General features: G+C 67.4%; 18 protein-coding genes and 1 pseudogene. 11 read left to right on the plus strand and 8 right to left on the minus strand.

Annotated features, from left to right (window positions below; translation table 11 throughout):
* Window positions 1-11 precede the first annotated feature (11 nt).
* The 7 genes from dapF (at window position 12) to hslU (ending at window position 8092) form a co-directional block, all read left to right on the plus strand.
* On the plus strand, window positions 12-845 hold the full coding sequence (gene dapF / locus EBS_RS00175) for a diaminopimelate epimerase (RefSeq protein ID WP_043108986.1): 834 nt from the start codon (window positions 12-14) through the stop codon (window positions 843-845).
* Window positions 842-1525, plus strand: coding sequence for a DUF484 family protein (locus EBS_RS00180; protein ID WP_043106754.1), 684 nt, complete (start codon window positions 842-844; stop codon window positions 1523-1525). The genes dapF and EBS_RS00180 overlap by 4 nt, the downstream gene beginning before the upstream one ends.
* On the plus strand, window positions 1522-2430 hold the full coding sequence (xerC, locus tag EBS_RS00185; protein WP_043106755.1) for a tyrosine recombinase XerC: 909 nt from the start codon (window positions 1522-1524) through the stop codon (window positions 2428-2430). Before EBS_RS00180 ends, xerC begins: the two co-directional genes overlap by 4 nt.
* 19 nt (window positions 2431-2449) lie before the next feature.
* Window positions 2450-3295, plus strand: a complete 846-nt coding sequence (locus tag EBS_RS00190) for a phosphate/phosphite/phosphonate ABC transporter substrate-binding protein (protein WP_171816153.1) — start codon at window positions 2450-2452, stop codon at window positions 3293-3295.
* 7 nt (window positions 3296-3302) lie between these two features.
* Window positions 3303-6131, plus strand: coding sequence for an EAL domain-containing protein (locus EBS_RS00195; RefSeq protein WP_052199151.1), 2829 nt, complete (start codon window positions 3303-3305; stop codon window positions 6129-6131).
* An 88-nt stretch (window positions 6132-6219) separates the two neighbouring features.
* Complete coding sequence (hslV, locus tag EBS_RS00200) at window positions 6220-6765, plus strand: ATP-dependent protease subunit HslV (protein WP_043106756.1); 546 nt, start codon at window positions 6220-6222, stop codon at window positions 6763-6765.
* Window positions 6758-8092 carry an ATP-dependent protease ATPase subunit HslU gene (hslU, locus tag EBS_RS00205; protein ID WP_043106757.1) on the plus strand — a complete coding sequence of 445 codons (1335 nt, stop codon included), beginning with the start codon at window positions 6758-6760 and terminating at the stop codon, window positions 8090-8092. Before hslV ends, hslU begins: the two co-directional genes overlap by 8 nt.
* Here the strand turns inward: hslU and EBS_RS00210 are convergent.
* From EBS_RS00210 to EBS_RS00230, 5 genes and pseudogenes are all read right to left on the minus strand, one after another.
* Complete coding sequence (locus tag EBS_RS00210; protein WP_043106758.1) at window positions 8080-8490, minus strand: hypothetical protein; 411 nt, start codon at window positions 8488-8490, stop codon at window positions 8080-8082. The two genes, hslU and EBS_RS00210, sit on opposite strands and share 13 nt — an antisense overlap.
* Window positions 8487-9798 (minus strand): annotated as a pseudogene (locus EBS_RS00215) (Ni/Fe hydrogenase subunit alpha). The gene EBS_RS00210 and the pseudogene EBS_RS00215 overlap by 4 nt, the downstream one beginning before the upstream one ends.
* The gene (locus EBS_RS00220) at window positions 9791-10585 is read right to left on the minus strand and encodes an NADH-quinone oxidoreductase subunit B family protein (RefSeq protein ID WP_043106759.1); all 795 of its coding nucleotides are present in this window, start codon (window positions 10583-10585) and stop codon (window positions 9791-9793) included. Before EBS_RS00220 ends, EBS_RS00215 begins: the two are co-directional and overlap by 8 nt.
* On the minus strand, window positions 10585-11415 hold the full coding sequence (locus tag EBS_RS00225) for an FAD/NAD(P)-binding protein (RefSeq protein WP_043106760.1): 831 nt from the start codon (window positions 11413-11415) through the stop codon (window positions 10585-10587). Before EBS_RS00225 ends, EBS_RS00220 begins: the two co-directional genes overlap by 1 nt.
* Window positions 11408-12508: a 4Fe-4S dicluster domain-containing protein gene (locus EBS_RS00230; RefSeq protein WP_043106762.1), complete on the minus strand. Its 1101-nt coding sequence runs from the start codon at window positions 12506-12508 to the stop codon at window positions 11408-11410. The genes EBS_RS00225 and EBS_RS00230 overlap by 8 nt, the downstream gene beginning before the upstream one ends.
* A 192-nt stretch (window positions 12509-12700) precedes the next feature.
* Here EBS_RS00230 and EBS_RS00235 point away from each other — a divergent pair, with 192 nt between their 5' ends.
* Genes EBS_RS00235 through ubiB form a run of 4 tightly spaced genes read left to right on the plus strand, consistent with a single transcriptional unit; the run spans window position 12701 to window position 15876 of the window.
* Entirely contained in the window at window positions 12701-13078 is a 378-nt protein-coding gene (locus EBS_RS00235) for a gamma-butyrobetaine hydroxylase-like domain-containing protein (protein WP_043106763.1), read from the plus strand.
* 22 nt (window positions 13079-13100) lie between these two features.
* Window positions 13101-13850 (plus strand): bifunctional demethylmenaquinone methyltransferase/2-methoxy-6-polyprenyl-1,4-benzoquinol methylase UbiE, encoded by a 750-nt coding sequence (gene ubiE / locus EBS_RS00240; RefSeq protein WP_043106764.1) that lies wholly within the window; start codon window positions 13101-13103, stop codon window positions 13848-13850.
* 11 nt (window positions 13851-13861) lie between these two features.
* Complete coding sequence (locus EBS_RS00245) at window positions 13862-14224, plus strand: SCP2 sterol-binding domain-containing protein (protein ID WP_052199152.1); 363 nt, start codon at window positions 13862-13864, stop codon at window positions 14222-14224.
* A complete protein-coding gene (ubiB, locus tag EBS_RS00250) occupies window positions 14221-15876 on the plus strand; it encodes a ubiquinone biosynthesis regulatory protein kinase UbiB (RefSeq protein ID WP_043106765.1) in 1656 nt (551 codons plus the stop codon). The genes EBS_RS00245 and ubiB overlap by 4 nt, the downstream gene beginning before the upstream one ends.
* 210 nt (window positions 15877-16086) lie before the next feature.
* On the opposite strand, the gene EBS_RS00255 is transcribed toward ubiB, so the two are convergent.
* The 3 genes from EBS_RS00255 to EBS_RS00265 form a co-directional block, all read right to left on the minus strand.
* Window positions 16087-17082 carry a hypothetical protein gene (locus EBS_RS00255; protein WP_043106766.1) on the minus strand — a complete coding sequence of 332 codons (996 nt, stop codon included), beginning with the start codon at window positions 17080-17082 and terminating at the stop codon, window positions 16087-16089.
* Between the two features lie 253 nt (window positions 17083-17335).
* Window positions 17336-17887, minus strand: a complete 552-nt coding sequence (locus EBS_RS00260; protein WP_043106768.1) for a DJ-1 family glyoxalase III — start codon at window positions 17885-17887, stop codon at window positions 17336-17338.
* The gene (locus EBS_RS00265) at window positions 17833-18594 is read right to left on the minus strand and encodes a divergent polysaccharide deacetylase family protein (protein ID WP_052199153.1); all 762 of its coding nucleotides are present in this window, start codon (window positions 18592-18594) and stop codon (window positions 17833-17835) included. The genes EBS_RS00260 and EBS_RS00265 overlap by 55 nt, the downstream gene beginning before the upstream one ends.
* Window positions 18595-18604: the final 10 nt, after the last annotated feature.

Consider the following 18604-nt stretch of genomic DNA (forward strand, 5'->3'; position numbering starts at 1 on the left):
TGGAGGAAAACATGCGACTGCACTTCAGCAAGATGCAGGGTCTGGGCAACGATTTCGTGGTGATCGACGCCACGCGCCGCCCGGTCGAACTGGATCCCGGGCAGCTGCGTCACCTCGCCGATCGTCGCTTCGGCGTCGGTTGCGACCAGATCCTGCTGGTCGAGCCGCCACGCCTGCCGGGTACCGATTTTCATTACCGCATCTTCAACGCCGATGGCTCCGAGGTGGAACAGTGCGGCAACGGCGCGCGCTGCTTCGCCCGTTTCGTGCGCGACCACGGGCTCACCGACAAGGACGTGATCCCGGTCGGCACCGCCGGTGGTCCCATCACGCTCCAGGTGCTCGACGACGGCCAGGTGCGGGTGGACATGGGAGCACCCTCCCTGGAGCCGGCCGATCTGCCCTTCGAGGCAGAGGAGCGCGCCTCGACCTACACCCTGGCGTTGGATAACGGCGAAGCGGTCACCCTCAGCGCGGTGTCGATGGGCAACCCGCATGCCGTGCTGCTCGTGGACCAGGTGGCAGATGCCCCGGTCGAGACCCTGGGCCCGCGAATCGAGCATCACCCGCGCTTTCCCCGGCGGGTGAACGTGGGTTTCATGGCGGTGCGCAACCGGCACGAGATCGACCTGCGTGTCTGGGAACGCGGAGCCGGCGAGACCCTGGCTTGCGGCACCGGGGCCTGTGCTGCGGTGGTCGCCGGCCGCCTGCGCGGACTGCTGGAGGAGCCGGTGACGGTCCACCTGCCGGGTGGGGATCTTGTGATAAGCTGGGACGGAGAAGGCCAGCCCGTCTGCATGACCGGTCCGGCCACCGAGGTATTCGAGGGCGACATCGCGTTATGAGTCTGCAGCACGACGACAAGCCGGCGGACACCGATTTCGAGCAGGTGGTTGCCGACTACCTGATCGCTCACCCGGACTTCCTGGTCCGCCACCCCGAGGTGCTGGCCGAAATCGACATCCCGCACCCCACTGGTAGCGCGGTCTCGCTGATCGAGCGCCAGGTGCGCATCCTGCGCGAGCAGAATCACCACATGCGCGACCAGCTCGCCGATCTGGTCGCCATCGCCCGCGAGAACGATACCCTGGCAAGGCGCCTGCACCGGCTCACCCTGGCGCTGATCGAGGCCCGTGCCTTCGACGAGGTCCTCAACACCCTGCAGGACGAGCTGCGCAACCTGTTTCATGCCGATGCGGTGGAAATGAAGCTCTTCTCTGCAGAGGAGCTGGCCGCGCACAAGGCCGAGCATGGTCCGGCGATGTTCACCGACTTCATTGAATGTGAGCGTCCGACCTGCGGCAAGCTGCCGGCCGAGCAGCTGGAGTACCTGTTCGGTTCGCAGGCCGCCGAGACCGGCTCGGTGGCCCTGATCCCGCTGCATGCCCCGCCACTGGTCGGCGTGCTGGCGATCGGCAGCCACGATCCGCAGCGTTTTCATGCCGAGAAGAGCGTGGATTTCCTCAAGCGCCTGGCGGATATCGTCAGTGCCACCCTGAGTGCCGTCTCCAGTCCAGGATCATGAGTTCCCAGGCGGAAGACACCTGGCTGTTGGACTACCTGGACCACCTCCGTTACGAGCGCCGCCTGTCGCCGCGCACCCTGGATGCCTACCGTCGCGATCTGGAAGACTACCTCGCCTGGTGCCGGGACCAGGGGTGCCCGCCGTGGGAGGGTGCCGATGCCCAGCAGCTGCGCCGTTATGCCGCGGCCCGTCACCGACAGGGCCTGTCGGCGCGCAGCCTGTCGCGCCGGCTCTCGGCGTTGCGTGGCCTGTTCACCTTCCTGTTGCGCGAATCCCGGGTGCGTATCAATCCCGTCGCCGAGGTACGCGCGCCGCGGGCTGTCCGCCGTCTGCCCGCTGCCCTCGACGTGGACCAGGTTGGCCGCCTGATGGATGTTCCGGGCGAAGACCCGCTGGCGAGGCGCGACCGCGCCATCCTCGAGCTCTTCTATTCCAGCGGGCTGCGGCTGTCCGAGCTGGCGGGGCTGGATGTCGGTGACCTGCCCGGCCCGGACGCGCTGTTGCGGGTGACCGGCAAGGGCCGCAAGGACCGCCAGGTGCCGGTGGGCAGACAGGCGCGCGAGGCTATCGAGGACTGGTTGCAGGTCCGTGAACAACTGGCGCACAAGGGTGAGCCGGCGCTGTTCGTGGGCCGACATGGCCGCCGCCTGAGCCCGCGTGCCATCGAGCAGCGGGTCGCCCTGCATGCTCGCCGACAGGGGCTGCCCGTACACGTTCATCCGCACATGCTGCGACACTCCTTCGCCAGTCATCTGCTGGAATCCTCGGGCGAGTTGCGCGCGGTTCAAGAACTGCTCGGGCATGCCGATATCGCGACCACGGAAATCTACACGCATCTCGATTTCCAGCACTTGGCTCAAGTCTATGACCAGGCGCATCCGCGCGCCCGCAGGCGGAGCGACTGAAGCACCGGGAGAAGCGCAAATGGCTCTCATCGATACTCGCCGTTGCCGCCGACTCGTGACGGGCCTGCTGTTGTTCTGCCTGAGTGTCCCGTCCCTGGCCGGGACCCTGCGCCTGGGCGTCTTCCCCTATTTCTCCGCCGAGCAACTGGTCGCCCTGCACCGCCCGCTGAAGGACTACCTGGCGAAGACCACCGGGTTGCACATCCGCCTGGTGTCAGCACCGGACTTTCACACGTTCAAGCGTCGTACCCTGGAAGGCCACTACGACTTGCTCATCACCGCCCCCCATCTCGGACGGGTGGCCGAGCAGCGGGCGGGTTATCGCTGGCTGGGGGTGACGATCAATCGCTCGGAAGCCGTGTTTGTTGCCCCGCGGGACACCGATATCCGACAGCTCGCCGATCTGCGGAGCAAGCGCCTGGCTCTTCCGCCGCGCCTGGCGATCATTCACCAGATGGCGCTCGAGGCCCTGGAGGGCGTGGGGCTGAAGCCGGGCAGGGATCTCACCATCATGCCCCGCCGCACGCACGACCAGGCCCTGTACGCGGTGATTCGGGGCGATGCCGATGCCGCCGCCATCGCTCGCCCCACCTGGCTGCGCTACAATGCCCCTGGAAAAGAGCGCCTGCAGGTCATCGGGCGCTCCGCCTCCATCCCTGGTTTCGCTGTGATGGCCCATTCCCGACTCGCCCCTGAACTACGCGAACGCCTGCGCAAGGCGCTTCACGCCTTCGCCGGCACGCGCGAGGGCAAGGCCTATTTCAGCAGCACGGGGCTGGGAGGGGTGCGCGCGATCGAGACGGCCGACCGGGCACTGCTCGATCACTACCTGGCGCGTATTCAGGCAGCGCTCAAGGGGGAGTGAGGTACGCATGGCCCGTTCTCTGACCCTGCGCATCCTGCTGCCGGTGATCGGGGTCCAGTTGCTGGTGTTCACGGTGGGTGGCTGGGTGCTCGATTCGAGCATGAAGCACCACGCCGAGCGCCAGTTCGAGACCCAGATCCAGCCGATTCGCGCCCTGATCAATACGGTGCTCGCGCCGCCCCTGTTTGCCGAGGACATGGGGTCGCTCAAGCGCCGCGCGAACGAAATCATGGAGGCCAACCCCTCACTGGCCTGGCTGGTGGTGGACGATACCGAAGACCGGGTGCTGGTCGAGCTTGGTCCGGCGCCGCACATCGAGCCCGAACCCTCCGCTACCCTGGACCAGGGCTTTGCCGACGGGACCTATCGGCTGGGCTTCCCGTTGCGCCTGAGCGGCGAGGACGTCGGCTTCGTCCATGTCGGCGTGCGCCTGGACTCTCTGCATGCTTTCGTGCAATCGTTTGAACGCACCCTGGTGGGCATCGGCCTGGTCAGCCTGGCCTTGTCGGCTCTGCTCACCGGTCTCACCGTGTGGAAACGCACCCGCCAGTTGCGCGAACTGGGCGAGGCCACCGAGGCCCTCACCCGCGGCGAGGTGCCCGAGGTGGTGACCCACGGGCACGACGACGAGGTCGGGCGCCTGGCCCGCGCCTTCAATACCATGGCGCACGTGATCGAGGAACGCCGCCAGGCCCACGACCGCGAACGCAGCCGGCTGCGCGCCATCGCCGACTATACCTTCGCCTGGGAGATCTGGATCGATCCCGAGGGCCGGTTGATCTGGACCAACCCCTCGGCCCTGCGGGTCACTGGCTACACCCCGGAAGAGTTGCTGGTGATGGAAGACTTTCCCCGCCCGCTGATGAGCGACGATGCCGCCTGCGACAAGGCGACCTGGCAGCGCATCCTGCGTGAACCCGAGGGCGGCGACGTGGAATGCCCGTTACTGCGCCGTGACGGCAACTGTATCTGGGTGTCCATGTACTGGCAGCCACTGCTCGATGCCGATGGCCATTTGCTCGGCAAGCGGGCCTCATTCATCGACGTGAGCGAGCGACGGCGTGCCCAGGAGTCTCTCGAGGCCTCGTTGCGTGAACTGCGTGCCGTCGAACTGCGCCAGCAGGAACTGCTGGCCCGCTCCGAGCGTCAACAGGCCCGCTTCCGCGCCCTGCTTTCGGCCATGAACCTGGGCATCCTGTTCGAGACCCCCGAAAAACGGGTGGAATACGTCAACCCCGCCTTCATCGACATGTGGGCACTGGATCCCGAAGTCAGCCTGGTCGGACGCCCGGTGAACGAGGTGCTGGAACTGTCCCGCTATAAGTTCGCCCATCCCATGCGCGGTTCGCACGGCGTGCTGCATGTCGAGAACACCCACGAGGTGAGCGAGCAGTTCGAGATCCATCTTGGCGACGGCCGTATCCTCACCCAGGTCTCCTATCCCGTGCACGACAACGAAGGCCGCACCATCGGTCGCCTCTGGCTGTACGAGGATGTGACCAACGAGCGCCAGACCGCCGAGCAGCTCATCTACCTGGCCGAGCGTGATTCGCTCACCGGCCTGTACAACCGGCATCGTTTCCAGATCGAGATGGAACGCATGATCGGCATGTCGCAACGCTTCGGCCACCGCTTCGCCCTGCTGTATTTCGACCTCGACGAGTTCAAGTACATCAACGATACCTTCGGCCACCGCGAGGGCGACACCGTGCTCACGCGCATTGCCGGCGAACTGGCCCAGGTTGTGCGCAAGAACGACGTGCTGGCGCGCCTGGGCGGCGACGAGTTTGCCATTATCACCCTGGTCAACAAGGACCTCGACGAGGTGAAGCAACTGGCGCACCGCATTGTCAACGCGGTCGCGCGCATCCCCTTCCGCTTCCACAGTCAGAACATCCGCATCACCACCAGCATCGGGATCTCGGTGTATCCCGATCTGGCGCGCGACATCGAGACCCTGGTGGCGCAGGCCGATGCGGCCATGTACCAGGCCAAGGCGCAAGGCAAGAACACTTGGTCGATGTACGACCGCTCGCGCGACGCCACCTCCACCATGATGGCGCACATGACCTGGGCGCAGCGCATCGAATACGGCCTGGAGAGCAACCTGTTCGAGCTGCATTTCCAGGGCGTCTACCGCGTGCCCTCGCGCGAGCTGGCGCACCTCGAGGCCCTGGTGCGACTGCGCGACAGCGACGATCCCGACAACCTCTACATGCCCGGCCAGTTCATCCCCATCGCCGAGAAGAACGGCAAGATCCTGGCCATCGACCAGTGGGTGGTGCGCCAGGTGATCCGTCTGCTGGCCAAGCATCCGGCCATGCCGCCGGTGGCGGTCAACATCTCTGGCCGTTCCTTCGACGACCCCTCGCTGCCGCAGCGCATCCGCCGGTGGCTCAACGACGCGGGCGTGGCTCCCGAGCGCCTGCTGGTGGAGCTCACCGAGACCGCCGCAGTGTCCGACATCCAGGACGCGCAGCGTTTCATCGAAGGCCTGCACCAGGCCGGCTGTCGGGTGTGCCTGGACGACTTCGGCGCCGGCTTTTCCTCCTTTGCCTATCTCAAGCACATCACCGCGGATATCCTCAAGATCGACGGCCAGTTCATCCACGACCTGCCCAACAATCCCGAAAACCAGATCTTCCTGCGCGCCATGCTCGACGTGGCCACCGGGCTGCACAAGACCACCATCGCCGAGTTCGTGGACAGTCCGGCCGTGTTCGAGATGCTCGCCCAATTCGGTATCGATCTGGCCCAGGGCTACTACCTCGACAAGCCCCGGCCCGACCATCCCGCCATCCCGGGGAGAGAGGCCTCGGCCGAGAATTCGAGCTGATTCTCCCTGTCCGCGCCTCGTGGCGCAGGTCCTGCGGGTCGAGTCGCGGTAGAATCCTCTCTTCTTCAACCGGCTTCAGGACATTCCCGTGCAGGAGATTCGTGGAACCACCATTCTCTCGGTCCGTCGAGGCGGCCGTGTCGTGATCGGCGGCGACGGCCAGGTGTCGATGGGCAACACCGTCATGAAGGGCAATGCGCGCAAGGTGCGGCGCCTCTACAAGGGGCAGGTGCTGGCCGGTTTCGCCGGAGCCACCGCCGATGCCTTTACTCTGTTCGAGCGTTTCGAGGGCAAGCTCGAGAAACATTCCGGCAACCTGGTGCGCGCCGCCGTGGAACTGGCCAAGGACTGGCGCACCGACCGCATGTTGCGCCGCCTGGAGGCCCTGCTGGTGGTGGCCGATGCCGAGGCCTCGCTGATCCTCACCGGCACCGGCGACGTGGTCGAGCCCGAGGACAGCCTGATGGCCATCGGTTCTGGCGGCAGTTACGCCCAGGCCGCAGCGCGCGCCCTGCTGGACAACACCGAGCTGTCCGCGCGCGAGATCGTCGAGAGAGGCCTGAACATCGCCGCCGACATCTGTGTGTACACCAACCACAACCTGGTTATCGAGGAACTCGACAGCAATGTCTGATACCACTCCCGAAGAGATCGTCCATGAGCTCGACAAGCACATCGTTGGCCAGCAGGAGGCCAAGCGCGCGGTAGCCATCGCGCTGCGCAACCGCTGGCGGCGGATGCGTGTCGATCCGGCACTGCGCAACGAGATCACGCCAAAGAACATCCTCATGATCGGTCCCACCGGGGTGGGCAAGACCGAGATCGCGCGCCGCCTGGCGCGCCTGGCTGATGCGCCCTTCATCAAGGTCGAGGCCACCAAGTTCACCGAGGTGGGCTATGTGGGCCGCGAGGTCGATTCCATCATCCGTGACCTCGCCGATTCGGCGGTGAAGATGGTGCGCGAGCAGGAGATGGAAAAGGTACGCGACGTGGCCCGCGAGGCCGCCGAGGAGCGGGTGCTCGACGCCCTGCTGCCGCCACCGCGCACCACCAGCTGGGAGGCCGAGGCCGCCACCCCGCCGGCCTCGGGCACGCGCGAGAAGTTCCGCGAGAGGCTGCGTGCCGGCGAGCTCGACGAACGCGAGATCGAGATCGAGGTAACGGGGCCGCAGCTGGGCGTGGAGATCATGGCCCCGCCCGGCATGGAGGAGATGACCAGCCAGTTGCAGAGCCTGTTCCAGAACATCGGCAGCGGTCGCAGCAAGCGCCGCAAGCTGCGCATCCGCGATGCCATGAAGCTGCTCACCGACGAGGAGGCCGCGCGCCGGATCAACGAGGAAGACCTGAAGCTGCGCGCCATCGAACGGGTCGAGCAGCAGGGCATCGTTTTCATCGACGAGCTCGACAAGGTCACCAGCCGCGCCGAGGCGCATGGCGCCGATGTCTCGCGCGAGGGCGTGCAGCGTGACCTGCTGCCGCTGGTCGAGGGCTGCACCGTCACCACCAAGCACGGCATGGTGCGAACCGATCACATCCTGTTCATCGCCTCGGGCGCCTTCCACCTGAGCAAACCCTCGGACCTGATCCCCGAGCTGCAGGGCCGCCTGCCGATCCGCGTGGAGCTGAGCGCCCTGTCGGTGGAAGACTTCGTGCGCATCCTCACCGAGCCCGATGCTTCGCTCACCGAGCAATACCAGGCGCTCATGGCTACCGAGGGGGTGGACCTGGAGTTCACCGAGGACGGCATCCGGCGCATCGCCGAGATCGCCTGGCAGGTCAACGAACGCACCGAGAACATCGGTGCGCGTCGCCTGCACACGGTGATGGAGCGGCTGCTCGAGGAAGTCTCCTTCATGGCCCCGCGTTACCAGGGGCAGACCATCACCATCGATGCCGCCTACGTGGACCGTCACCTCGAGGCCCTGTCGGAAAACGAGGATCTCAGCCGCTACATCCTCTGAAGGGCCTGCTGGGCCAGGCGCAGCAGGCAAGCTTCCCAGTCATTGCCGAGACCGAGCAGCACCAGGCGTGGCGGCAACAGGCCCAGTGGCTGCGCCAGTGCCAGCGCCTCACTGACCCCCAGTGCATGCGCGGAGCCGGTGACGGGGGCGGTCAGCAGGTCGTGGTCACGCAGCAGCCGGGAAGCGGTGGCGCCGGGTGGCAGCGCATCGAGCAGCAGGGCCGCATCCACCTCACGCAGCGCGGGCAGCAGATCGAGCCCGGGATGGAGGATGCGGCGATGCACCCCCTCCCAGCCGCTGTCAGCCGGAGGCCATTCCTCCAGCCGCTTCAGCGCCTGCCAACCCGCGCGGTCTCCCGGATGGTGCGATCCGATGCCCGCCAGCAGCAGACGTCTCATCGCTGGTGCACTTTCAGCCGCAGGAAATGGGTGGCGCAAGAGATGCAGGGATCGTAGTTGCGTATCACCTGCTCGGCGTGATGGCGCAGATCCTCCGCCGGGTGTCGCAGGCCGAAGGCCTCCAGGCTCAGGCGCAGGTCTTCTTCGATCCGTGCCTGGTTCTGACTGGTGGGCGGTACGGATCCGTGCCTGTCGTACCCGTCCCGCGTCATCGAACTGGTAGCGATGCCACAACAGGCCGCGCGGCGCCTCGGTGGCTCCGAAGCCCACGCCCTCGCGTGCCCGCCAGGGCTGTGCCGGTGTATGCGGCTGGTAGTCTGCCAGCAGGCGGGCCGCTTCGTGCACGGCCAGCAGGATCTCGACCGCGCGCGCGACGATACCGTGAAAGGGGTTGGCGCTGGGAAAGGACAGGCCGGTGGCGCGCAGGCCGGTGGCGCGCAGGGCGGCGGCCACCGGCGGCGGCAGGCGGTCGTGGTTGAGGTTCAGGCGCGCCAGGGGTCCCACGAGGTAGGGTCGCCCGTGCAGGTGTGCGTGCAGGGCCGTGGAGTACGGCTGCTGGCGCTCGCTGAAATGCGCCTCGAAGTCGGCGGCATCGATCGCCAGGCCGTCGCTGGAGACGATGCTGCCGGCGTACAGCGGGTATTCTTCGGGGTGGCGCAGGGCCACGCTCACGAAGGCCTGGCGTATTTCGGGGAGAGGCAGGGTGGCGCACCAGGCGAGCAGTGCCTCGGCTTCGTCCCGCGCATCCAGCAGGCGTTCGCGCAAGGCCGCCACGGCTGCGGCCGCCGGCGCGCGCGCGAAACCGCCGGGCACCACGCCCACGGGGTGTACCGAGCGGCCACCGAACAGGGCGATGAGGTCGTTGCCCAGTGCCTGCAGGCGCAGCCCGCGCCGCAGCACCTCCGGGTGTTCCCCGGCCATGGCCATGGCGTCATCGAAGCCGAGAAAATCCGGGAGCGCCAGCAGGTGGATGTGCAGGGCGTGGCTCTGCAACCATTCGCCGCAATAGAACACGCGGCGCATGGCGGTGATCCACGGATCGGGCACCATGCCGAAGGCCTGTTCGATGGCCTGGCTGGCACTCATCTGGTAGGCGACGGGGCAGATGCCGCAGATGCGCGCCACTGCGTCCAGCAACTCGCCGGGATCGCGCCCCTCGAGCAGTTTCTCGAAATAGCGCGGCGGCTCGAAGATGCGCAGCCGGAGTTCGCGGATGCCGCGGTCGTCGATCTCCAGCTCCAGCGCCCCCTCGCCCTCGACACGGGTCAGCGCCGGCACCCGGATACTGATGCGTCGTCCCTCACCCATCCTTCACCTCGTCGCGCAATGCCAGGCCGGGTGTGCGGAAGGCCTCGGCCTGGCTGTGGAAGAACAGCAGCCTGCGTGCCAGGGTTTCGGGGGGTTGGCCCTGTACCCGCAGGTAACGTGTCAGGCTGGTGACCTCCGCCGAGCTGGCGACCGGACCGGAGCACCACCCGTAACAAGGACGACCGAGGCCCGGGCACAGGGCGCCACAGCTGCTGCGCACCACCGGCCCGAGGCAGGGTTTGCTCGCGCTTGCCAGTACACAGACGTGGCCGGCGCGCTTGCAGGCCTGGCACAGGATCTCGGTTTCGGCCGGCGGCGGCACGCCACGCACCAGGCTGGCCAATGCGGACACCACCTGACGGGTGGTCACGGGGCAGCCCCACAGTTCGAGATCGACCTCCACGTGCGCGCGCACCGGCTCGGCCTGCGCCAGACTGTCGATGAACTCGGGACGGGCATAGAGGGCGGTGCGCCAGGCGGCCTCCCTTGCATCGAGATTGCGTAGGGCCTGCAGGCCACCGGAGGTGGCACAGGCCCCCATGGTCACCAGCCAACGGCTGTGCTGGCGCACCTGGCGGATGCGCGCGGCCTCCTCGGCGGTGGAGATGCTGCCTTCCACCAGGGCGATGTCGACTTCGGCTTCCGGGGCATTCGGTCCTGCCTCGAGGAAGTGCACGATCTCCACCGTACTGGCCAGCTCCAGCAGGGCCTCGCCCGCGTTCAGCAGCGCGAGTTGGCAGCCGTCACAGGAACTGAACTTGTGCACCGCCAGGCGGAGTCGGTCCATCACAGCCCCCGAATGCCCAGCAAGGGGCGCAGCGTCGGCCAGGGCAGAACCGGGCCGTCGCGGCACACGAACAGGGGGCCGAGCTGGCAGTGGCCGCAGTGTCCGACACCGCAGTGCATGTTGCGCTCCAGACTCAACCAGATGTCTTCGGCCGCCACGCCGTGCTGCTCCAGTGCCCGGGCCACGGCGGTCATCATCGGTTCGGGACCGCAGATCATGGCCAGCGCGCCGGCGCAGCCACCCGGGAGGCGGTCCAGCAATTCGGTCACCAGCCCCTGGTGCCCGGGCCAGCCGGGGCCTGCCACATCGGCAGCCAGCAGCACCCGGGTGTCGGGTTGCTGTGCCCAGGCCTCGTACTGTGCGCGCCACAGCAGGTCGTCGCTGTGACGCACGCCCTGCAGGATGGTGAGCCGCCCGTAATGTGAGCGGCGCCGCATCACATGGCGGATCACCGAGACTGCCGGGGCGCATCCAAGGCCGCCGGTGATCACCAGCAGGTCGCGCCCGCCGGCGGCATCCAGGGGCCAGCCCTGTCCGAAAGGGCCCCGCAAGCCCAGCCGGTCGCCGGGGCGTAGCTGTGCCAGGGCGCGGGTCACCCGCCCCACCGCGCGCACTGTATGTGCAAGCGATTCGCGCTCGTCCACGTCCGAGGCGATGGAGATCGGTACCTCGCCCACGCCCGGCAGGTACAGCATGTCGAACTGTCCCGGAGCGAAACGCCAGTTCGTGCGTTGTGCCGGATCGGTGAAGCGCAGTCGCAGGGTGAAGATATCGCGTCCCTCGGCGATGTGCTCGACCACTTCTACCTCCGCGGGTGGGGTCTCAGGCATGGGGCGGCTCCATCAGGGTCGTCGCCTCGCTGACGAGATCGATGCCGACCGGACACCAGCTGATGCATCGTCCGCAGCCGACACAACCGCTGCGTCCGTACTGTGCGACCCAGGTATCGAGTTTGTGGGTGAGCCATTGCCGGTAGCGCATGGCCACCTGGGTGCGCAACGGCCGGCCGTGCAGCAGGCTGTGACCGTCGGCAAAACAGGAGTCCCAGAGCCGCCAGTGTGCCGAGGTGTCCGCTGCCAGGGCCGGGCGCTCCTCGTGCCGATGGCAGAAGCAGGTGGGGCAGACGGCGGTGCAGTTACCGCAGGCCAGGCAACGTCCCTCAAGAGCCTGCCAGCGTGCGTCCTCGGCGAGTGCCAGCAGGCTTCCGGGCAGGTCCGGCGGCAGTTGGCGGTGTTGCGCGGCGCGCGCGGCCTCGTGCTCGCGGTGCGCGGCCTGGCATTGTTCGGCACTTGCGGCGGGCAGCGCCAGGGTGTGCATCAGGTGCCGGCCGGCCGCGGAACCGGCCTGTACCACGAAGCCGTCGTCCAGTTCGTGCAATGCCAGATCGAAACCGCTTTGGCATTCCGGGCCGTCACCGGTATCGGCGCAGAAGCAGGTGGTTGCGGGATGGGAGCAGTGCATGCCCACCAGGAACAGGGCCTCGCGGCGTGCGCGATAGTCGGTGTCGGCGGGTTCGCGGAGGAAATGCCGGTCGAACAGGTCGAGGGCGGCCAGGTCGCAGGCGCGAACACCGAGTACGGCCAGCGGCTCTGCGCGCGCCTTCGCGGCGGTGAAATGCAATCGGCCATCGGCATCGCGGCCGACCTCCCACATCGGCGCCTCGGGCGGAAGCAGCAGGGGTTTGAGGGCCCCGGGGCCATTGGCCCAGGCGAAGCATCGTGGTCCCTCGTCCCGCAGCAGTCGGTAACTGCCGGGCCCCTGGCGATCGTGCCAGCCGACGGGCAATTCGGTGGCCCGCATGATCTCGCGGTAGACGATGGCGCCACCCTCTGCCACGGGGCCGATACAGCGTCCATGCTCCGCGCGCAGACGGTCTATCAGTGTCTGCAGCTGCTCGCGCGGCAGGAAGCGTGGTTGCGCCATGTCGATCTCCCGGGGTCTGTCTCCCGGTATAGCACAGGCCCGGGCGAGGCACCGGTCTGAACACCATCGGCTTGAGCAGGAGCAAGAAAGTCCCGGGAATGCGTGGCGGCAGGTGACTACCTCCCCTTGCGGGGGGTGAAAAGGTGGCGGGGTCTCGCCACAATAGACGGGTTTCCAATTCATCGTGGATCAATGAACATGCTCAACACGCCCAATCCCACCGAACTCAACCTGCACCGCTTGTCGCGCGTGCTGGAAATCAGCTTCGACGACGGCAGCAACTTCAAGCTGCCGGCCGAGTACCTGCGCGTCTATTCGCCTTCGGCCGACGTGGCCGGGCATGGCCCGGGCCAGCGCAAGGTGCCGCTGGGCAAGGAGGGCGTCGGCATCGACCGCCTCGAGCCGGTGGGCAACTACGCCATCCAGATCGTGTTCGATGATGGTCACGACACCGGCATCTATTCCTGGGAAACCCTGTACAATCTGGGGAAACACTACGACGCCCTTTGGGCGGCCTACCTCGAAGAACTGAAGGAGAAGGGCTATACCCGCAAGGACCCGTCGTCCTGAAACCCGACGCAGGAACCAGGGCATGAGCGAGCAGGACACCACCCATTTCGGCTTCCGCCAGGTACCCAAGCAGGAGAAGGCGCGCCTGGTGCGCGGGGTCTTCGACTCGGTGGCCGAAAAATACGACATCATGAACGACCTGATGTCCTTCGGTGTGCATCGGCTGTGGAAGCGTTTCGCCATCGAGCTGGCCGGGGTGCGTCCCGGGCAGACGGTGCTGGACCTGGCCTCGGGCACCGGCGATCTCGCCGACCGCTTTGCCGGCCTGGTCGGTCCGCAGGGGCTGGTGGTGATGTCCGACATCAACGCCAGCATGCTCTCGGTGGGCCGCGACCGCATGCTCGACCGTGGGCACGCCGGCAACATGGCCTTCGCCCTGATCAATGCCGAGCAACTGCCGATCGCCGACGCCAGCGTGGACCTGGTGACCATCGCCTTCGGGCTGCGCAACGTCACCGACAAGGAGTCGGCACTGGCCGAGATGTACCGGGTGCTGCGCCCCGGTGGGCGCGCCCTGGTGCTGGAATTCTCCCACCCCACCAGCCGGCCGCTGGAGAAGCTCTACGATATCTACTCCTTCGGCGTGCTGCCGCGCATGGGCCAGCTGGTGGCCAACGACGCCGAGAGTTACCGCTACCTGGCCGAGTCCATCCGCATGCACCCTGACCAGGAGACCCTCAAGGGGATGATGGAGGCGGCCGGTTTCGAGCGCTGCGACGTGCACAACCTCACCGGCGGCATCGTCGCCATCCATCGCGGCTTCCGGCTCTGAGGGCGGGCGCCATGAGCGTGCGCGAGCTTGCCCTGCAGGCCATCGAGACGGCGCTCAACGCGCTGATCGAGCGCGATCCCGAAGCGCGCAAACGGCTCGCTGCCTGGCACGGCCGCGTGATCGCCATCGCCCTGCGCGGCACCGGGCTCACCTTCTACTTCGTGCCCGATGCGGCCGGCCGCCTGCAACTGCTCGGCCGCTACGAGGGCGAGCCCGACGCGCTCATCGAGGGCAGTCCGATCGACCTGATGCGCGCCTCGGACAAGCGCGAGGGCCTGGCGCAGCTGTTCGCGGGCCATGTGCGCCTGCACGGCGACACCGAGCTGGCGCGCATCGACTGGCTCGAGCAACGCCTGCGGGATCGCGAATCATGATGCCGTTGCGCGAGGCCCTGCGCGTGGTGCATATCGCCTGGGTGCTGGCGCGCCACGGGCTCGACGAGATCCTGCTCGCCACCCACCTGTTCCGACCGATCCGCTTCCTGCGCTATCTCTCGCCCTTCTGGCTGGCCAGCCTGGGCCGGCGACCACCGCGCGGGGTGCGTATCCGCCGCGCGCTCGAGGACCTGGGTCCCATCTATGTCAAGTTCGGGCAGATCCTCTCCACCCGTCGCGACCTGCTGCCCGACGACATCGCCGAGGAACTGAGCAAGCTGCAGGACCAGGTGCCGCCCTTCCCCGGCGAGCAGGCGCGTGCCATCATCGAGCAGTCCCTGGGTGCGCCGGTCTCCGAGCTGTTCGCCGAGTTCCAGGTCGAGCCGCTGGCCTCGGCGTCCATCGCCCAGGTACATGCCGCGCGCCTGCACGACGGCTCCGAGGTGATCGTCAAGGTGGTGCGCCCCGGCATCGAGAAGACCATCCGGCGTGATGTCGAACTGCTCTACACCATTGCCCGGCTGGCACGGCGCTACTCGCGCGAGGCGCGTCGCCTGCGTCCGGTAGAGGTGGTCGAGGAATACGACCGTACCATCCACGACGAACTGGACCTGATGCGCGAGGCGGCGAACTGCGCCCAGCTGCGGCGCAACTTCGAGCGCAGCGAGATGCTCATCGTGCCGCAGGTGTACTGGGACTACACCCGGCGCAATGTCATGGTGCAGGAACGGGTCTACGGCATCCCGGTGGACCGGGTCGAGGACCTGAAGCGCGCCGGTATCGATCTCAAGCGCCTGGGTGAGTATGGGGTGGAGATCTTCTTCACTCAGGTCTTCCGCGACAACTTCTTCCATGCCGACATGCACCCGGGCAACATCTTCGTAACGCCCGAGGGACGCTACATCAGCGTGGACTTCGGCATCATGGGCACCCTGACCACCGAGGACCAGCGCTACCTGGCGGAGAACCTGCTGGCCTTCTTCCACCGCGACTACCGCCGGGTGGCCGAGCTGCACGTGGAGTCCGGCTGGGTGCCGCCGAACACCCGGGTCGAGGAGTTAGAGGCGGCGATCCGCACCGTCAGCGAGCCCATCTGGGAGAAGCCCATTGCCGAGATCTCCTTCGGCCAGTTCCTGCTGCGCCTGTTCCAGACCGCGCGCCGCTTCGATATGGAGGTCCAGCCCCAGCTGGTGCTGTTGCAGAAGACCCTGCTCAACATCGAGGGCCTGGGGCGCATGCTCTACCCCGACCTGGACCTGTGGAGCACCGCCAAGCCCTTCATGGAACGCTGGATGGCGCAACAGGTCGGTCCGCGCGCGTTCGCCCGCCGAGTGAAGGAGTCGCTGCCGCAACTCTCCGAGGAACTGCCCGAGATCCCGCACCTGGCCTGGCGATTGCTCAAGAAGGCCAACGAGGGCGAACTGGAGATCCGCTGGCGCTCCGACGAGCTGGAGCGCCTGCGCCGCGAGCTGCATGCCGGTCAGCGTGCTACCCGGCAGACCATCGTCGGTGGCAGTCTGCTGCTCGGCGGCCTGCTGCTCAACCTGGGGACGGCACCGCTGTTGCCGAGCATCGGCAACCCGCCGCTGGCCCTTGGCCTGAGCGGCGTCGGACTGGCGCTGTTGCTCCGCCAGTTACTGAGACAACCCTAGTAAAGCAACGCTCAGAGCGCTCCCCGTGGGCGGGCCTCAGGGCGTCCATCCACGGTGTTGCGCTGGCTTGACATGGAAAATGGCCATGCCTGCTGCCTGCTGCCTGCTGCCTGCTGCCTGCTGCCTGCTGCCTGCTGCCTGCTGCCTGTGCGCCTTGTGGCTGAACGCCCTGAGACCCGCTGAGGGTCGCTTTACTTCGGGTTTTCTCTGTTACTTCGCGGGGACTGAACGCACACCGGAGTCGGGCGTCCAGGGCACCTTGATCTGCTCTTCCACCTCGACCGATTCGATCTCGCGCAGCGGCACGTAGGCTTCCACCGTGCCACCGGGTACACGCTGCTCGAGCTGTGCTTCGCCGTTGACCACCGCGATCAGCACCCCTTCACGGGACGGCTGGCCACGCGGCCGGATACGTACTTTCTCTCCCAGGTGGTCGCCCAGGCGCGCGACCGAGGTCGGCCGGTAACGCCGCTGGATGCGATAGCCGGCGTGCGGCCTCCCCGCAGCGGATTCGGGGGCGTCGACGGTCGCGGACGGCGTCGTGGCGCGGGGGCGGGGTCGGAAGTGGATCTCGAGTGGCAGCACGGGGCGCCCGTTGACCACCAGGCTCATGCCCAGGCGACCGACGATCTGCTCCGGCGGAATAGCCGCCAGTTGCAGCGGGGCCAGGGGTTCGGGGGGGCGAAGCTCCAGTTCGATGCGCCCCCAGTGGCGCTGATAGTCGGCCAGCGCCCGTTGCAGGGCCTCGCCGACCTCGATGCCGGCCGCTGCCAGTTGTGCCCGGGTCTGCGCAAGCGACACCTCGGCATAGGCTTCGGGCCCGGACAGGCCGAGTCGTTCGGCGCAATGGCGTGCCAGTTGCTGGCCGAAATCGGGATCGATCTCGAACGCCAGGCGCGCGCCATCGAGCCGCGCCCGCGCCACGCGGTGGTCTTGCAGGTCTTCCGGCACCAGGCCGAGCAGCCGCATCTCCAATTCCACCCGCTCGATGTCGTGGAGATCCAGCGTCAGCCACATTGCCAGTCGCTCGGCGGCGCGGTCGAAGGCGTAGCGACTGTGTATGTCCAGGTGCAGGGCGTTCATCCCCAGTGCCTGCAACAGCTGGGGGTCGAGGGTGAAGGTGGCACAGGTGGATTCCGGGGCCGTGGCGGCCTGACGCGTGTTGCGGCGTTGATGGGCGATGATCTCCTCGAGCGGCACGCTCACGTCGAAGGCGGTGAGCGCCAGCTGCTCGGGCAGGGGTTGCGTGCCCGCGCCGAACCCGTTGCGAAGATCGAACAGGAAGGCAGGGTCTCCGGTCTCCCGGCGGACCCGCTCGATGGTGATGGCGCGATCGAAGGCCCGCGGTCGGAGTCGGATGTCGATGACCGAGGTGGCACCATCCCAGTCGGTTTCGTGTTCTACGGCGCACCTTCATTCCCTTTGGTTCGTGGGCCGACAGTGTTCCGCTGGCCGGGTATCAGGGACGGACCAGGGCCTGTTCCACTTCTTCGCGTTTTGCCCGCCCTTCCAGTGCCTCGATCAGTTCGAGGGCAAAATCCATGGCCGTGCCCGGTCCGCGCGAGGTGATGATCTGGCCATCACGCACCACCGGCCGGTCGAGCACCTGAATGCTGGGCTGTTCGACGGCCGCCAGCACCCCCGGGTACGCCGTGGCCTCACGCCCATCCAGCAGGCCGGCGCTGGCCAGCACCTTGGGCGCGGCGCAGATGGCGGCGGTGAAGCGCCCCTGTTCGGCCATGTCGCGCAACAGACGCTGGATGCGCGGATCGTCGTTGAGATGATCAGCCCCGGGGAGGCCACCGGGCAACACGATCATGTCGAAGGACTGGTCCAGCACATCATCCAGGGTGGTGTCGGGCATCAGCACGGTGCCGCGGCTGCAGCGCACCAGGCCGTCGTCCAGGCCGGCGGCGACCACCTCGACACCGGCGCGGCGCAGCAGATCGATGATGGTTACGGCTTCGAGCTCTTCGCAACCTGGGGCAAGGGGGACGAGGACGCGTGCCATGTTTCGGGACTCCTCTGGTAAGCGATCACACGGGAAACCGGCTGCAGTTCGATCCCCTGTTCGCGCAAGCGGGGCAGTTCACGCCGCAGCACCTCGAGGGTCTCGGGGTAGGGATGGCCGATGGCGATGGCCGAACCCTTGAGCCGGGCCAGCCGCGCCGCCTGGTACAGGCTCTCGCGGATTCGTACAGGGTCGCGCATGTTGTCGAGAAAGACGTCGCGGCGTGCCGTGGCGATGCCCATGGTGCGCGCCGTGCGTTGCGCCACGGAGCGGGGATTGGTGCGGCTGTCCACGAAGAAGAGATTGCCGTGCCGCCGCAAGGCCTCCATCAGCCAGTGCATGCTGGCGTGCTCGCCAGTGAGCAGGCTGCCCATGTGGTTGTTGACTCCCACGGCATGCGGCACCGAGCGCAGGTTGGCCGCCAGTACCGCCTCCAGGTCGACCCGGGTGTGGTCCAGGGTGAGCCCGCCCGGCCCCAGGGCGCGGTGAGTCACCGAGTCCATGGGCTGATGCAGCATCACCTCGTGGCCCAGCCGCGAGGCCGCCTCGGCGGTCTGGCGGCTGGCACTCAGGCGCGGCAGGATGGAGAGGGTGACCTCGGGCGGCAGTGCCAGCACTTCGCGGGCCACCTCGGCGTTGTTGCCGACATCGTCGATGATGATCGCCAGCAGCCCCGCAGCACGCGCCAGGCCGGTGGTCAGGATCAGGCCAGGCGAG

Origin of the sequence: endosymbiont of unidentified scaly snail isolate Monju, from assembly GCF_000801295.1 — a bacterium.
Lineage (GTDB): Bacteria > Pseudomonadota > Gammaproteobacteria > Chromatiales > Chromatiaceae > MONJU.

Excerpts from the sequence above, each read along its gene's own strand:
- ubiE (WP_043106764.1), top strand. The coding sequence starts at position 13,101 with ATGAGCGAGCAGGACACCACCCATTTCGGCTTCCGCCAGGTACCCAAG.
- EBS_RS00235 (WP_043106763.1), top strand. The coding sequence starts at position 12,701 with ATGAACATGCTCAACACGCCCAATCCCACCGAACTCAACCTGCACCGC.
- EBS_RS00220 (WP_043106759.1), bottom strand. The coding sequence starts at position 10,585 with ATGGACCGACTCCGCCTGGCGGTGCACAAGTTCAGTTCCTGTGACGGC.
- EBS_RS00230 (WP_043106762.1), bottom strand. The coding sequence starts at position 12,508 with ATGGCGCAACCACGCTTCCTGCCGCGCGAGCAGCTGCAGACACTGATA.
- EBS_RS00180 (WP_043106754.1), top strand. The coding sequence starts at position 842 with ATGAGTCTGCAGCACGACGACAAGCCGGCGGACACCGATTTCGAGCAG.
- EBS_RS00190 (WP_171816153.1), top strand. The coding sequence starts at position 2,450 with ATGGCTCTCATCGATACTCGCCGTTGCCGCCGACTCGTGACGGGCCTG.
- EBS_RS00195 (WP_052199151.1), top strand. The coding sequence starts at position 3,303 with ATGGCCCGTTCTCTGACCCTGCGCATCCTGCTGCCGGTGATCGGGGTC.
- dapF (WP_043108986.1), top strand. The coding sequence starts at position 12 with ATGCGACTGCACTTCAGCAAGATGCAGGGTCTGGGCAACGATTTCGTG.
- EBS_RS00245 (WP_052199152.1), top strand. The coding sequence starts at position 13,862 with ATGAGCGTGCGCGAGCTTGCCCTGCAGGCCATCGAGACGGCGCTCAAC.
- hslU (WP_043106757.1), top strand. The coding sequence starts at position 6,758 with ATGTCTGATACCACTCCCGAAGAGATCGTCCATGAGCTCGACAAGCAC.
- EBS_RS00210 (WP_043106758.1), bottom strand. The coding sequence starts at position 8,490 with ATGAGACGTCTGCTGCTGGCGGGCATCGGATCGCACCATCCGGGAGAC.
- xerC (WP_043106755.1), top strand. The coding sequence starts at position 1,522 with ATGAGTTCCCAGGCGGAAGACACCTGGCTGTTGGACTACCTGGACCAC.
- ubiB (WP_043106765.1), top strand. The coding sequence starts at position 14,221 with ATGATGCCGTTGCGCGAGGCCCTGCGCGTGGTGCATATCGCCTGGGTG.
- EBS_RS00225 (WP_043106760.1), bottom strand. The coding sequence starts at position 11,415 with ATGCCTGAGACCCCACCCGCGGAGGTAGAAGTGGTCGAGCACATCGCC.
- EBS_RS00260 (WP_043106768.1), bottom strand. The coding sequence starts at position 17,887 with ATGGCACGCGTCCTCGTCCCCCTTGCCCCAGGTTGCGAAGAGCTCGAA.